Source organism: Trinickia acidisoli, assembly GCF_017315725.1.
In the GTDB taxonomy this organism is placed as follows: Bacteria; Pseudomonadota; Gammaproteobacteria; order Burkholderiales; family Burkholderiaceae; genus Trinickia; species Trinickia acidisoli.
In genome coordinates, this window is the sequence record NZ_JAFLRG010000002.1 from 926,336 (window position 1) to 940,252 (window position 13,917).

The following is a 13,917-nucleotide window of genomic DNA, read 5'->3' on the forward strand; positions in this document are numbered from 1 at the left end:
TATTCTTTGTAAATGTGTTGCGATGCAGCCATCCGGACCCACGATGGCGCGGACCACAAAGCCTACGCAAGTTCTGCGCCAGGCGTTCGATCGATCGCAATCTCAAGCGGAGACGGGGTTCGGCTATGTATCCGAGGGCAGCTTGCCGCGCGACAACACATTTCAGCGCAGTGCGGCACAGGGATGGTGCGACGCAGCACTTTTCATGTGCGGGGAGGGGAGACGCAATTGATTGCGTTTTCACGAGAAGAACAGGAGACTCACCGAACAACACATGGAGATGCCATGTCGACGACGAAGATCATGTTGATTCGCCACGCCGAGAAGCCGACCGGAAACATCGGCGGCGTGTCGCCTGACGGCACAGCCGATGCCGCAGACCTCATCGTGCAAGGCTGGCAGCGCGCCGGCGCGTTGGTCGGACTGTTCGATCCGCCGGCCGGGAAGGGATGCAGAGCCGGGTTGGCGACGCCGCAACATGTGTTCGCCTCCGGAATCGGCAAGCACAGCAATAGCTTGCGGCCCCAACACACGATTACGCCGCTATCGGCCAAGCTCGGCATCGAGATCGATACGCAGTATCTAAAGGGCGATGAAGCGAAGCTCGCATCTGCTATCACGGAAGTGGGCGGCGTCGTGCTCGTCGCTTGGGAGCACCAGAACATCCCGGCCATCGCTGCGGCGATTTTCCCCGGCGGCCCGTATCCGTCGAGTTGGCCCGACCCTCGATTCGATCTGGTGTGGGTGTTCGACCGCGTGTCGGGGAGCAACGCGTGGGCGTTCTCGCAAGTGCCTCAACTCTTGCTTGTGGGCGACCAGTCGAGCGTCATTGCGCCGAGCGGAAATCCCGATTGAGCATGCGTTGAGCTACGAGCATTCGTAAGCGAGCGACGCCTAATGCTGCGGTGAGCGCCAACGCTAGGCGTCGGCTAACGCGTGCGCAATGTGGGCGTACGCGACGGACAACTGCGGTCCGCTCATCGGCAAGCGGCTTGCGATGGCAACCAACGGCTGGCGTTGTTCGGCCGAATGCGCGGTGGAGAAGTATTCGACGCTGCCGGGGGCATGCGCGTGTGCGGTTAGGCTAGCTTCATGCAACAGCGCTTGCACGCGCCGCGCGATCGCCGAGCCCGTCTCGATCAACGCGAAGCGATTGCCGAACAAGCGGCGCACGGTTGCGGCGAGCAGCGCGAAATGCGTCGATCCGAGGATGACGGTATCGGCGCCGGCATTAGCCATCGGGGTGAGATAGCGCGTGAGCAAATCGTCGACGATCGCGCCGTCGAGCCTACCTTGTTCGATCTGCTCGACGAGACCGTGACCTGCTTGGCAAACGAAACGGCACCGTGCCTCGTGCTCGGCAATCAGCGCTTTGAGCCGATCGCTACGCAACGTAGCCGCTGTTGCCAGCACGCCCGCGATACCGCTCACGGTGGCGAATGCGGCCGGCTTCACGCCGGGCTCCACGCCGACCACGGGAACCGTCAGCGACGATCGCAGGTAGCCGATCGCGTGCGTGGTGGCCGTGTTGCAAGCGACGACGATCATCTTCGCCCCACGCTCGACGAGCCAGTCGGCAATGGCTTTACTGCGTTGCCGGATGAAAGCATCCGTTTTTTCGCCGTAGGGGGCGTAGCCGGAATCGGCGATATACACCATCGATTCGTTCGGCAGCCGCGCGCGCATTGCGTCGAGGACGGAGAGGCCGCCGAGCCCTGAGTCGAAAACGCCGATCGGCGCGTCGCGGGTCATCATGTCGGTTTCACGTAAGGCATTGAATGTCTGCGCATGGGTGGCGCAGCGATACGGGCGCGCTGTAGACACGCCGCAATCGACGAGATGATACACAGAAGCGGTTTGGTTCGTTCGCGGACGATTCGCGCGCGTCATGATTCGATGATGGCCAATTCGATCATCAATCAATTCAATCGTCCTGTGATCGACTGCCGCTCAAAAACGACTGATTATCACCCGGCGTCTGTCAGACTAGCATCGCTCCTTGTTTCAGGCATTGTCGGCTGCCGCGGCCGACGACCCCATCTTTTAGGAGCGACGCAATGACAATTCAAGCAAACGGTATTCGCATACATGTCCAGGAAGCGGGTGACGGCGATTTGGCGCTTGTCTTCCTGCATTACTGGGGCGGCTCGTCGCGCACCTGGCAACGGGTGATCGATGCATTGCCGGCCGGCCATCGAACGATTGCGTACGACCATCGCGGCTGGGGCGAGTCGGATGCGCCCCCCGATGGTTATGGGATCGGCGATCTCGCCGGCGACGCGCAACGCGTCATCAACGGCCTCGGCCTGCAACGTTACGTGCTCGTCGGTCATTCGATGGGCGGCAAGGTCGCGCAATATTTGGCCGCTCGGCGTCTCGAGGGTTTAGCAGGCCTCGTCCTTGTCGCGCCGTCTCCGCCCGTGCCGATGGCGCTCAGCGACGAGCAGAGGGCGCAGATGGTCGGCGCTTACGACTCGCGCGAATCGATCGAAGGCGTGCTCGATCATGTCCTGACGGCACGATCGCTCGATGTCGAAGCTCGCGAGCAAGTGATCGCCGATAGCCTTCGCGGCGTGCCGCAAGCCAAAGCGGCCTGGCCCAACGTTGCGATGCGCGAGGATATTTCGGAACTAGTGAAGGCTATCGACGTGCCGGTGCTCGTCATTGCCGGTGAGCATGATCGCGTCGATAGCCCCGAAACGCTGCGTCAGTCGTTGCTACCTTGTATTGCGCAAGCGCGGATGGAAATTCTGCCCGGTACCGGGCATCTATCGCCGCTCGAAGCGCCTGGCGCCGTGGCGTCGCTGATCGAGCGATTCGTCCGCGAATTGGATAAGTGATGCAGCGAAACATGGGCGGTGCACGGCAGTTGCGGATTTCGAATCCGCTGGGTGTCGCTTAAGAACGCTTGCTCATTCGCAAACGCTCGACGCTGCAATCGAACCGCATGGACGGTATATTTTGGTGCGTTCCGCACGACTTGAGCCACCGGAGACATGCCACCATGACGGACGATCGAAGCGAAGCACCCGATGCAACCGCGGTACGCGTTGCGCTCTGGCGCGCAATGCATGTTCAGGTCGATGCACCGCCTCACGTGCTCGAAGACGAGATCGGGCTCAAGCTCATCGCGCCCGCTGACGGTTGGCGCGATAGGCCCGACATGCATCCCGAGGGTACGCGCGGCTATCGCGCTTCGATCGTCGCACGTGCACGCTATATCGAGGAGTTGGCGATCGAAGCGGCCGCGCGCGGCGTTCCGCAGTACGTTCTACTTGGCGCAGGTCTCGATACGTTCGCACAGCGCAGGCCCGACGTAGCCGGCAGCTTGCTCATATTCGAAGTCGACCAACCCGCGGCGCAGCGATGGAAAAACCGACGCCTGATGGAATTGGGCTTTGGCGTCCCGCCTTGGCTGCGGCTGGTCCCCGTGGACTTCGAGGCCGGTGCATCGTGGTGGGACGAGCTTTTGTCCAATGGCTTCGATGCCGACCGTCCGGCTCTCGTGTCGTCGACGGGCGTGTCGATGTATCTGACGCGAGAGGCGATCATGGCCATGCTTCGACGCGTCGCCGCGCTGCCGAAAGGATCGACGCTCGCCATGACTTTTCTGTTGCCGCTCGAACTGCTTGCCCCGGAGGAACGGCCGCGGCACGAGACCGTCTACGAACGTGCGCGTGCGGCCGGCACGCCGTTCATCAGTTTCTTCACGCCCGATGAAGTCGTGGCGCTCGCGCACGAAGCAGGCTTCGCGCAGGCCCGGTATATTTCGGCCGACGATCTGGCACAGCGCTATTTCTCCGATCGCGCGGACGGATTGCGGCCGGCGACGGGCGAAGCATTCCTCGTGGCCGGCACGTAGATCGGCCCGACGCGATGGGGTGTTTAACCATGAGATACCTGGGATTCCCGTCTCGCGGAGGTCGGTCCAAGCCCAACGGCAATCCCGGCAGCGACTTGGATCGGCGCCCCAGAGCACCATGATTGTCTCTTCGAATGTCTACCGACCTCGGGTTCGCAGGAATTGCTGAAGGCGTTTCATTCCGGCTTCGATCTGTGGCGGCTGCCGCGCGATATTGATCCGGATGTAGGGCGACGCACCGCAATCCGCTCCCGGCAATACCAGCACGCCGGTTTCGTTGAGCAACGCATCGGCAAAGTCGCGATCGTCGTTCGCAAATACGGAAACGTCGACAAACAGATAAATGCCGCCGGCGCCGGCTGCTATCCGGAGCCCATCCATCGTGCCGATCATATCGGTGGCCATTTGCCGGTTCTCGGCCACACGTTGGACAAGCGCTTCCCGCGCCGCCGCGCCATCGACGAGCGCGGCAAGCGCTGCCGCCTGTCCAATGCTGGAAGGCGACGATGTGATCTGCGATTGAATCTTGGCCATTTCGGCAATCAGCTCCGGTGCGCCGATACCCCAGCCGATACGCCAACCCATCATCGCGTAAGACTTGGAAACGCCGCCGACGGTGAGTATCCGATCCTTGAGTGTCGGAGCAACCGCCGAGAAAGCCAGATGTGAGTGGCCATTGCAGACAAAGGCCTCATAAAGCTCATCCCACAGGATCAATACGTCGGGATGTCTGATCAGGATCGCACCCAGCGCAAGCAGATCGTCGACACCGTACACCGCACCCACGGGACTGGATGGGCTAGTCAGAATGAGCCAGCGGGTGCGGGGCGAAATGGCGGATTCCAAGGCATCCGCGGTGAGTTTGTAGCCGCTGGCGGCGTCACATGGAACGATAACCGGGGTACATCCCGCCATGACCGCCATGTCGATGTACGACGACCAGTAAGGCGCGGGGATGATCACTTCGTCTCCGGGTTCGGTGGTAACGAAGAGGCCGTTGTACAACGCCTGCTTCGATCCCGTCGAAACGATGACGTTGTCGTCGTGAACCGGTACGCCGTGTGCGGTGCGAAACGCGCTGGCGATTGCCGCCTTGAGACGTCCTTCGCCATCGACATTGGTGTAACCAACGGTCCCGGAGCGCGCCGCTTTCAATGCCGCCTCGATGGCAACGTCGGGAGTAGGGAAGTCGATGTCGCCCGATGCGAAATTGATGACGCTTTTGCCTTGCGCACTGAGCGCGCGCGCTTTCTTCGAAAGCATCGTAGCGGGGCTTTCTTTTACTTCCAACATCCGTGATGAACGATGCACGCGTGTCTCCTCATGAAATAGGTGCTCGCACTCAGTTCTTCTAGTTCGCCGGCACCGGCCCCAGCACCTGGGCGGCACGTATCAGCGCAGTTTCGTAGCGTGCCTGCGCCTCGGCAATTTCCGCTTCCGTCCAGCTACGCATGCCGCGTTTGGTCTTCATGCCGAGGTGGCCCCGAGCGACCAGTTCCGCAAGCGTCCGGCTCGGTATGGTGTCGTTGCACAGGGACGGATAGATCACTCTCGCGGCGGCATGCTGCGTATCGAAGCCGGCGAACTCCTTGAGCAAAATCGGGCCGGCTGCCGCGTATCGAAAGCCAAAACCGAACTGCACAGCAATATCGACATCGCCGGCACTCGCGAGTCCACTATCGATCACCGAAAAAGCCTCTCGCATCAGCGCGTGCTGAATCCGGTTCGCAAGGAAGCCCGGTACATCCTTATTCACGCGCACCGGTGCACGACCGAGTTCTCGGAAGATCGCATATAGCGCGTCGATGGTTGTCGCGTCGGTTTTTTCCCCCTTGGCGATTTCGACGAGCGGGACCAGGTGGGCCGGTTGAAAGAAGTGCGTGTTGGCCATACGAGAAGCAGTTTTACAGCGCTGCGCGACATCGCTGATTCGCATGCTCGAACTGTTGGACCCAATTGGAACGTGCGGCGGAACCCGATGATCGAGGGATTCGAAGAGGGCCTGCTTCGCATCCAAATTTTCGACGATGGCTTCCAGCACTACGTCCGTATCGTCCCAAACCACATCGCTGAGTCCTGCTCTGAAAACGAGCCTGTCGCGATCGAACGATGCCCCCAACTGTTGCACGGCTGCCGCGATAAGCCGCGCCGCGTCCGGCCATTTCGCCGCGTTCGACTCCACGATCTGCACGGTCCAGTTGCCGGCCAGAAAAATCGCTGCGATGTCGCGGCCCATGATCCCGCAACCAATCATTACACTCTGTCTCTCTTGCATACACCCGCCATAGTTGTCTATAAAATTGCATGCACTCATCGCCGAGCCATTCCTTGAACACAGCCGGATTCGGCGTTCAACGATGAGAAGCGTAGTGATCGAGCATTGCCGTCACAAGGATCTGTATGGAAGATCATGTTGCAGTGTATGTAGCCAACCATATGACGACTGGCCATGGTCCGGCCTACATGCGTATCGTCAAGGCGCTTGCCAGCGGCATCGATTCAGGGGAACTGAGGGCCGGTCTGCCGATGCCGTCCCAGCGTGAGCTTGCTCGCCAACTGGGCCTGCATTTCACCACCGTGACTCGAGCATGGAGCGAAGCGCGAAAACGAGGATTGATCGACACACAACCGGGGCTCGGAACCACGATTGCGGCCGGCGAGCCGCAACCAGGGCCGCTGCGGGAAAACGCCGCCGCAGGATCGGGGGTCATGGATCTATCCTCGGTATGGTCGCCGGTATTGAAGATTCCCTTTGATCTGTCGAGCGCACTGATTGCGCTGGGCGGGGATCAAGGTATTGCCTTGTTTTCCGCGCGAACGGGGCGCAAGGATAGCCGCGCGGCGCCCGCGGCTATCGAATGGCTACAACCGCGATTCTCGAAGGCGATCGAAGCGCACGTGGTGGCTAGTGCCGGCGCGCGGGCAGCATTGCTCGCTGTGATGCGGCTCGTGGTCGGCAATGGCGGTACGCTGCTGACGGAATCGATGACCTGGCCGACGGTTCGGGGGATGGCCGGCATGCTCGATATCCGATTGCGCGGCGTCGCGATGGACGATGAGGGTCTTATTCCGGCCTCGCTCGAGCAGGCCGCGCGTGAAACGGGAGCCCGGGCCTTGTATTGCGTGCCGACTTTCCAGAATCCCACGAACGCAGTGATGTCCGTCGCGCGCCGAAAAGCACTTGCGGAAGTCGCTGTCAGGCTCGGCCTCACGATCTTCGAGGACGACGTCTATGGTCAGCTAGTCGAACATCCGTTGCCGCCGCTCGCCGAGTTCGCGCCGGAGTGTACGTACTATATCGCTGGCCTTACCAAATGTTTGTCGCCGAGCATGCGTGTAGCGTATGTCGTCGCACCGAGCGCGCGGGCAGCCTCGCAGCTCAATGATTTACTCCGCACTACCATGCTGTGTCCCGCGCCCATCGAAGAGGCGCTGGTGAACCAGACCATGGCCGATCACTCCGCCTTGCGGCATATCGCCAAGGTGCGCGCCGAAGCGCGTCTTCGGATGTCGATTGCCGAGTCGGTATTCGTCGAGTTTCGCGATCTGATACACGTCGGACCGCTCTTTATCTGGTTGAAGCTGCCTACCTACTGGCATCGCACCCAGTTTGCCGAGGTTGCGAGAACACAGGGCGTCATCGTTTCGCCGGCGGATATATTCGCCGTCGACGGCGAACGTAGTGAGAACGCCATACGGATCGCGACGGGGGCCGCGCAGAATCAGTCGCGATTGCGCGATGCACTTCAGATCATTGCCGATATCGTTTCTACGCCTGCGGCGCTTTCCGTTCCTGGTAATTGAGTGAGTGAGTTGAGGTGCATGTTGAGCAATCACCCGCGCTAGGCGGCCTGCTCGCGTCCTTGCAAGACGGAATTTCGCGGCGCGATAACCGCCACGGCCGGCATGACGTTCGGTATGTATGGCGTATTGTTCCTGCTGCCCTTAACGCGGCAAAGCACCGGCAGGCTCGATGTCGCAGTCCTTGGGGCCGTGTTCGCGGCGGCGCATGGCGGGCCAAGTGGTCTGCGTCTCGCGATGCTGCTTGGAGGTCTCGTTCAGATTACGTGCGCTGCGCTCGCATGGACGACAACGCGTCCGGCTCCAGGCATGGCACGCTGAGCGTGTCCTGCATGCGAAGTTGTGTATGAAAACAAGAAGCGATGCTGCGGGTGCCTCGCATGAAACGGCGTTTACCGGAGTTTGTTTTCTCGGTGTTTTTCGTACGCCGAATTCGTTTTTAATCCGTAAGAAGAACCCGAAAACCCGATAACACGCCGACATCCGCTGTTCTGGCCCGATCGAGGTGTTCCAAATAGTTAATCGCTATCGATCGATGAGCATATGAATAGCGAGATTTATGCTTTTGTGCCGCGATGCGTCCTCACTAGAATTCGTAACTTTTGAACCGGACGCATCTGCCATGCCGATCGCCAATGCCCGGATGTACTCGGTCAATCCAGTTGCACGCGAAGATTGGAAAGCGCTATTTCATTGGATATTGGATCGGGCAAATCTCGAGTGGAGTGTGATCGACTACGACGCACCCGCACCGCTTGCCGCTTTATGGCAGCGCACCGATCTTGGCGCCGCAATGATGTGCGGCTTGCCGTTTGCGCAGCGCTCGCCCCAACCGCAGCTCATTGCGGCGCCCATACCGTCGCTCGCGCATTATGGCGGAAGGCCCGTGTATTTCACCGAATTCGCGGTGGCGGCAAAGTCCGCCCATCGCACCCTGGAGGACACGTTCGGCGGCCGCATCGGCTATACGCTCGACGATTCGATGTCCGGTGGCGTCGCGGTGCGCCATCACCTTGCGCCTTACCGAGCAGCCGGTAAGGAGAAGCTCTATCGCGACGCCATCGGGGGTCTCGTCAATGCGCGCGGCGTGATTGCGGCACTCGATGCCGGCACGATCGATGTCGGGCCGCTGGATAGTTATTACCACGATTTGCTGCGCGCCTATGAGCCGGAGTTGGCATCGAAGGTCCGCGTGGTGGCCAGCACGAAGTTCACGCCGATTCCGCCCGTGGTGTCGACCGCAAGCCTTAACGGCGACGTGCTCAGCCGGCTGCGGATGGCCTTCGGCGCGGTGGAATCCGCCACGGAATTGGCGCCGCTCAAGGCACGCCTGCTTTTATCCGGCTTCGCGTTTCCCGATGTGACGGATTACCAAGCGTTGTCGCGGATTGCCGGACATTCGATGCCTGCATTCGGGCAACTCTGAAGAAGATTTTTCGATCGACTGAAGGATGGATCTTGCATGAACCGGTTGAAACAGTTCTATGACCGATACGAGTTGCCCACGGTCGCGCTCGGCCTCGTGCTGTACGGCAGTTGGCTGCTTCTCACCCGCTACTACTACGTCATGCCAGGCTGGCTGCTGTTCCTTGCCGGCGGTTACGTGACGCAATGGCATTTCTCGTTGCAGCATGAAAGCATCCATGCGATGCGCAACTGGCCAGCATGGCTGCGCACCGCATTCGTGTGGCCGCCGATCGGTTTGTGGATGCCGTATCCGATCTACCGCCGCAGTCACAGTACGCATCACGTCAACTATCGGATCACGCACCCGGCCTACGATACCGAAAGCTACTACCAGTTCCGTGACGCATGGCCTGCCTATGGGCATGCGCACCGCGTCCTGTTACGGCTCAATCAAACGCTGTCGTTTCGCCTCGTATTCGGTCCATTCCTGCGCTTGCAAAAGCTCGCCACGCGCGAGATCGGCCGCTTGCGCCGCCGCGATTTCTCCCATGTCGGGCACTGGTTGGCGCATGTCGTCAGCGTCGCGGCATTGCTTTACTGGGTGATCGGTATCGCGGGCATGCCGCTCTGGAAATACCTGCTTTGCTTTGCCTATCCGGGGATGTCGCTCGGCATGTTGCGCACGTTCACCGAGCACCGTTACGGCAAATTGCCGATGGAGCGCGTGGCGATCGTCGAATCGAATCTGCCGATGGGGATTCTGTTTCTGTACAACAACCTGCATCTGGTGCATCACCGTCAGCCAACCATGCCGTGGTATCGGATTCCCGCGAGTTTTCGCGAGAACCGCGAGTCGCTGCTGGAGGTCAACGGCGGTTTTTACTATCGCGGCTATCTGGACATCACGCGGCGCTTCCTGTTCCGGTCGGTCTTCGAGCCCGCCCATCCGGAATGGTGAGCGCCCAACGCAGTGCCGCAAGAACGAGGCGCACGCGCCTACATCGTCGAGGAACGATTACACGGAATGACCATGGAATTCTCGCAAAGCACCAACATAAGCTGGGTTCGATCCGAGCCGGCGGTATCGTATAGAAAATTGATCGCGGCAGCGTCGCTAGGCACAGTGCTCGAATGGTACGACTTCTTCATCTATGCGCTGCTGGCGTCGATCATCGCTAGGCAGTTCTTTTCCGGTCTCGACGAAACCTCCGCCTATATCGTCACGCTGCTGTCCTTTGCTGCGGGAACGTTGATTCGACCATTGGGCGCTTTGTTCTTTGGCCGCTACGGAGACCGATTCGGGCGCAAACGCACGTTCATCGTCACCATTACGCTGATGGGCGTTGCCACCTTCTGCATCGGACTCCTTCCGAGCTATGCGACCTGGGGCGCGCGCGCAACGTGGCTGCTGATCGGCCTGCGCCTAGTGCAAGGATTTGCGCTCGGCGGCGAGTATGGCAGTGCCGCGACCTATCTCGCCGAGCATGCCCCCGAAAAGCGACGCGGGTTTTATACGAGCTGGATTCAAATCACCACGCCATTGGGCCAGATTTTCGCGTCGATCGTGATCTTCCTCATTCAGTTGAGCGTCGGCGGCAAGGACTTCAATGCGTGGGGCTGGCGAGTGCCGTTCGCGCTCTCGATCCTTTTGCTCGTGATTTCGTTGTGGATCCGGCTGTCTGCTTATGAATCGCCGATGTTTTCACACCTTCAAAAAAGCAATGCGGTGTCGAAGACGCCGATCAAGGACATGCTGCTCGATCGCGAGAACCGGCGCGCGCTGGTGTTGGCGCTCTTCGGCTTGACGGCAGGGCAGGCGGTGGTCATCAACGTCGGCATGACCTATTCGTTCTTCTTTCTAGCGCAAACGCTCAAGGTGAATCTGCAGACCGCCAATGTGCTTGTCGGTATCGCACTGGCGGTGACTGCACCGCTGTTCGTCGTTTTCGGTGCGTTGTCGGATCGGCTCAATCGCAAATATCTGATCCTCGTGGGTCTAGCGGCTGCGGTATTGACTTATCGGCCGATATTCCAGCAACTGACGCACTACGCCAACCCGGCGCTCGAAACGGCATGGCGCGATGCGCCGGTGAGGGTCGTCGCCGATCCGCAGGATTGTTCGTTCCAGTTCAATCCCACGGGAGTCGCCCACTTCAAATCGTCGTGCGATGTCGCCAAATCGTTTCTGAGCCGGCGCGGCACGCCTTACGTGAATGTCGACGCACCCCACGGCACGATTGCACACATCGAGATCAATGGCCACTCAGTGCAAAGCTTTGACGGCAGCGCGCTGTCGAGTCGGCAGTTTGCCCAGCGCGCAGCGCCGATCAACGCTGCGTTCGACAAACTGGTGACCGATGCGGGTTATCCGCTCAAGGCTGACCCCAAACGGATCGACGCGCCTAAGGTGATTGCATTGCTCGCGCTGCTGATGGCTTTCGCCGCGCTCGTGTATGGACCGATGGCGGCGCTGCTCGTGGAAATGTTTCCCACACGCGTGCGCCTGACTTCGGTATCGACCGCCTACAACATCGGCAATGGTTGGTTCGGCGGCTTTACGTCGCCGATTGCGTTCGCATTGATTGCAGCGACGGGCGATATCTATGCGGGCCTCTGGTATTGCATCGGCGTGACGTTGCTCACGTTGGTCGTGTCGGCGCTGTTTCTCAAACCCGTCCCTAGGGCGATCGCCTAATGTTTCCTTGTCGCGAGGCCGACTCCTCATGTTCTACGAACCGCATCTGAACAATCACGCGCTCCCGCACAATCCGCTGAAATCGTGCGTCGTGCCGCGGCCGGTCGGCTGGATCACGACCTTGGCCGACGACGGGCGAATCAATCTGGCGCCGTTCTCGCAATTCAACATCGTGGGTTTCGATCCAGCCTACGTGATGTTTTCGGCCAATCGGCATCCGCCCGATTGGCGCAGAAAGGATTCGCTGGAATTGGCGGAGCGTCGCTCCGAGTTCGTCTACAACATGGCCACCTGGGATTTGCGCCATGAGGTAACGCGCAGCTCGCAGATCTACGATCCGACGATCAGCGAACTCGATGCAGTGGGCCTGACAGCAGCACCTAGCAAGATCATCAAAACGCCGCGCGTGGCCGAGTCGCCGGTTTCGTTCGAGTGCGTGCACCACACCACGCTGTGTTTGCCGGGCGACACGATCGGCACTACGCACTACGTTGTGGTGGGGAAGGTGGTCGGCGTACATATCGCCGACGACGTGATCGGCGAGGACGGCAAGCTCGATATTCCGAGGATCAAACCATTGGCCCGCCTCGGCTATGCCGACTACACCTATGTGGATCGCGTGCTGCCGATCGAACTGATCGACGACTTTGCCGGCCAGGAGGAGGCGGCGAGACATAACCGGTACGGCCTGTTTGGTGGAGCCTGACGTTTCGCAACGCTGCGCTTCGATGCGCAGCGTTCGGTACACGAAGTATGCGTGCACCGCGAGACAGCGGAAGTGATGGGCCTTCCAGCAAGGCCCGTCACGCATCAATCGACTACGTTATTCCTGAGCGCGGCTCAAAAATTTGAATAGCGGATTTCCGCGAAAATTGAGCCGTCTCGACCAGCGGGGCGGTTCGTTCTTTTCAGGCATCGGTTGACCGATACGTGCGTAGAAGATGTCTTCCGGCTGCACTTGATCCACCGTGTAGTTGATCAGCTTCGTAGCAATCTTGATCGCGCCGTCCGCCTCCCTTTTTATCAGGAAGGTGTCGATGCCATCGGTTACCTGGTTGTGCATGATCTTCGGATCCCGGTAGGCCCAGCGCTCGGTCACCCACGTGCCCTCGGTGCCGGTTTCCCTGACGACCGTGTCGAACACGAGGTACTCGGTCGTCTTGAGCAAATGCGTTAGCCAGGCCGCGGACGTTTGAATGGCTTGCTCCCCGCGTGCGTTGAAATTGACTTCGCCCGTTAATGCGAACACCAGATCTTTCGAGTAGTTTCTTTCCAGATCCAGTGCGAGCAAGTCACCGCCGCATAGACGCAGGAGGATGTGCTCCCAGTACACTTCGCTGCCAGAACGTTCCCCTTCAGGCGGCAGATTCCCGCTGATCACGCTTTCGAGCGTTTTACGGCTCGGGCGGTCTGCCGGACTGTCGATGCTCGCGCAGAGCTTGTCGAACTCACCGCGCAGCCATGCCTCGCCCTCTGGCGTTTTCGGGTCGGTGATTTGATGGGGCGCTTCGCCACGCAACGCTCCTACAATCTTGCGCAGCCGCTGTGCCAAGTCCGTGTCGGATATGTGGGCCTGGATCGCTTGAAATGTAGGATGTTGGCGCACAGCTTGGCGTGCATCGAATGCACGCTGCGCGAGCCTACTCTCGGGCGGAAGCGGGGTGCCTTGCCCGCCAGGCAAACGATCGGACCGCAGCATAACGGCGATCGGCTCGCCTTGGGGCGCGGCTTCGGTGACCCTAGCGATGCTGGAACGGGCAGGCCCCACCGGGCCGCCAGGAAAAGACGCCCCCTCCCAAGCATTGAGGCCTGCTTGCGATTGTTCGGCAGGCAACTCGCTCGCCTCGGATTGGCTGCGTAGCAATCGACGACGGCGATTCAGCCGTTCGAGGAGAGGCGAGGATGCAGTCGGCTTCGGTGAAACCTCGGTGCGATCGTCGAGGGGCCGTGAGGATTCAGTCAAATTCTGAATTGCATCGTGGATTAGAGCTCCGATCGAAAGTCTTTCTGTCATGATCTTATTCCGTGAGCTTTTATAGCTAGAACGGGAGCGCAAAAGCGCAATGGAATCGACGCAGCGTGTCTGATCAGACGATGCTAAGAGCATGATCGAAGGGGTATTGCACACCAAAGCGAATCGAGATATTGCCGA

12 protein-coding genes and 1 pseudogene are annotated in these 13,917 nt (G+C 60.0%); 9 read left to right on the plus strand and 4 right to left on the minus strand.

What is annotated here, in order from left to right; translation table 11 throughout:
• The first annotated feature begins 285 nt into the window (after positions 1 to 285).
• Positions 286 to 855, plus strand: a complete 570-nt coding sequence (locus J3485_RS22655; protein ID WP_206956553.1) for a hypothetical protein — start codon at positions 286 to 288, stop codon at positions 853 to 855.
• A gap of 63 nt (positions 856 to 918) precedes the next feature.
• Here J3485_RS22655 and murI read toward each other — a convergent pair whose 3' ends face one another.
• On the minus strand, positions 919 to 1,755 hold the full coding sequence (murI, locus tag J3485_RS22660; protein ID WP_206956554.1) for a glutamate racemase: 837 nt from the start codon (positions 1,753 to 1,755) through the stop codon (positions 919 to 921).
• A 302-nt stretch (positions 1,756 to 2,057) separates the two neighbouring features.
• Between murI and J3485_RS22665 the strand changes: the two genes are divergently transcribed.
• The gene (locus tag J3485_RS22665) at positions 2,058 to 2,840 is read left to right on the plus strand and encodes an alpha/beta fold hydrolase (RefSeq protein WP_206956555.1); all 783 of its coding nucleotides are present in this window, start codon (positions 2,058 to 2,060) and stop codon (positions 2,838 to 2,840) included.
• Between the two features lie 164 nt (positions 2,841 to 3,004).
• Entirely contained in the window at positions 3,005 to 3,862 is an 858-nt protein-coding gene (locus J3485_RS22670; protein WP_206956556.1) for a class I SAM-dependent methyltransferase, read from the plus strand.
• Between the two features lie 138 nt (positions 3,863 to 4,000).
• Here the strand turns inward: J3485_RS22670 and J3485_RS22675 are convergent, their stop codons facing one another.
• Together J3485_RS22675 and J3485_RS22680 are read right to left on the minus strand one after the other, a co-directional pair.
• Positions 4,001 to 5,125, minus strand: coding sequence for a pyridoxal phosphate-dependent aminotransferase (locus J3485_RS22675; protein WP_206956557.1), 1,125 nt, complete (start codon positions 5,123 to 5,125; stop codon positions 4,001 to 4,003).
• 88 nt (positions 5,126 to 5,213) lie between these two features.
• Positions 5,214 to 6,176 (minus strand): 3-hydroxyacyl-CoA dehydrogenase family protein, encoded by a 963-nt coding sequence (locus J3485_RS22680; RefSeq protein ID WP_309477072.1) that lies wholly within the window; start codon positions 6,174 to 6,176, stop codon positions 5,214 to 5,216.
• Positions 6,177 to 6,325: 149 nt separating this feature from the next.
• Here J3485_RS22680 and J3485_RS22685 point away from each other — a divergent pair, with 149 nt between their 5' ends.
• The 6 genes and pseudogenes from J3485_RS22685 (at position 6,326) to J3485_RS22705 (ending at position 12,471) form a co-directional block, all read left to right on the plus strand.
• Positions 6,326 to 7,666, plus strand: a complete 1,341-nt coding sequence (locus J3485_RS22685) for an aminotransferase-like domain-containing protein (RefSeq protein WP_374192482.1) — start codon at positions 6,326 to 6,328, stop codon at positions 7,664 to 7,666.
• A gap of 72 nt (positions 7,667 to 7,738) precedes the next feature.
• Positions 7,739 to 7,984, plus strand: a pseudogene (locus J3485_RS29080) (MFS transporter); the annotation flags it as partial.
• Between the two features lie 301 nt (positions 7,985 to 8,285).
• The gene (locus J3485_RS22690; RefSeq protein ID WP_242538890.1) at positions 8,286 to 9,089 is read left to right on the plus strand and encodes a phosphate/phosphite/phosphonate ABC transporter substrate-binding protein; all 804 of its coding nucleotides are present in this window, start codon (positions 8,286 to 8,288) and stop codon (positions 9,087 to 9,089) included.
• A gap of 36 nt (positions 9,090 to 9,125) precedes the next feature.
• Positions 9,126 to 10,028, plus strand: coding sequence for a fatty acid desaturase (locus tag J3485_RS22695; RefSeq protein ID WP_206956561.1), 903 nt, complete (start codon positions 9,126 to 9,128; stop codon positions 10,026 to 10,028).
• 72 nt (positions 10,029 to 10,100) lie between these two features.
• Positions 10,101 to 11,765 (plus strand): MFS transporter, encoded by a 1,665-nt coding sequence (locus J3485_RS22700; protein WP_206956562.1) that lies wholly within the window; start codon positions 10,101 to 10,103, stop codon positions 11,763 to 11,765.
• Positions 11,766 to 11,793: 28 nt separating this feature from the next.
• Positions 11,794 to 12,471, plus strand: coding sequence for a flavin reductase family protein (locus J3485_RS22705; RefSeq protein ID WP_206956563.1), 678 nt, complete (start codon positions 11,794 to 11,796; stop codon positions 12,469 to 12,471).
• A 117-nt stretch (positions 12,472 to 12,588) separates the two neighbouring features.
• Here J3485_RS22705 and J3485_RS22710 read toward each other — a convergent pair whose 3' ends face one another.
• Positions 12,589 to 13,779, minus strand: a complete 1,191-nt coding sequence (locus J3485_RS22710; RefSeq protein WP_206956564.1) for a hypothetical protein — start codon at positions 13,777 to 13,779, stop codon at positions 12,589 to 12,591.
• Between the last annotated feature and the right edge of the window lie 138 nt (positions 13,780 to 13,917).

Excerpts from the sequence above, each read along its gene's own strand:
- J3485_RS22655 (WP_206956553.1), top strand. The coding sequence starts at position 286 with ATGTCGACGACGAAGATCATGTTGATTCGCCACGCCGAGAAGCCGACC.
- murI (WP_206956554.1), bottom strand. The coding sequence starts at position 1,755 with ATGATGACCCGCGACGCGCCGATCGGCGTTTTCGACTCAGGGCTCGGC.
- J3485_RS22665 (WP_206956555.1), top strand. The coding sequence starts at position 2,058 with ATGACAATTCAAGCAAACGGTATTCGCATACATGTCCAGGAAGCGGGT.
- J3485_RS22670 (WP_206956556.1), top strand. The coding sequence starts at position 3,005 with ATGACGGACGATCGAAGCGAAGCACCCGATGCAACCGCGGTACGCGTT.
- J3485_RS22675 (WP_206956557.1), bottom strand. The coding sequence starts at position 5,125 with ATGCTTTCGAAGAAAGCGCGCGCGCTCAGTGCGCAAGGCAAAAGCGTC.
- J3485_RS22680 (WP_309477072.1), bottom strand. The coding sequence starts at position 6,176 with ATGAGTGCATGCAATTTTATAGACAACTATGGCGGGTGTATGCAAGAG.
- J3485_RS22685 (WP_374192482.1), top strand. The coding sequence starts at position 6,326 with ATGCGTATCGTCAAGGCGCTTGCCAGCGGCATCGATTCAGGGGAACTG.
- J3485_RS22690 (WP_242538890.1), top strand. The coding sequence starts at position 8,286 with ATGCCGATCGCCAATGCCCGGATGTACTCGGTCAATCCAGTTGCACGC.
- J3485_RS22695 (WP_206956561.1), top strand. The coding sequence starts at position 9,126 with ATGAACCGGTTGAAACAGTTCTATGACCGATACGAGTTGCCCACGGTC.
- J3485_RS22700 (WP_206956562.1), top strand. The coding sequence starts at position 10,101 with ATGGAATTCTCGCAAAGCACCAACATAAGCTGGGTTCGATCCGAGCCG.
- J3485_RS22705 (WP_206956563.1), top strand. The coding sequence starts at position 11,794 with ATGTTCTACGAACCGCATCTGAACAATCACGCGCTCCCGCACAATCCG.
- J3485_RS22710 (WP_206956564.1), bottom strand. The coding sequence starts at position 13,779 with ATGACAGAAAGACTTTCGATCGGAGCTCTAATCCACGATGCAATTCAG.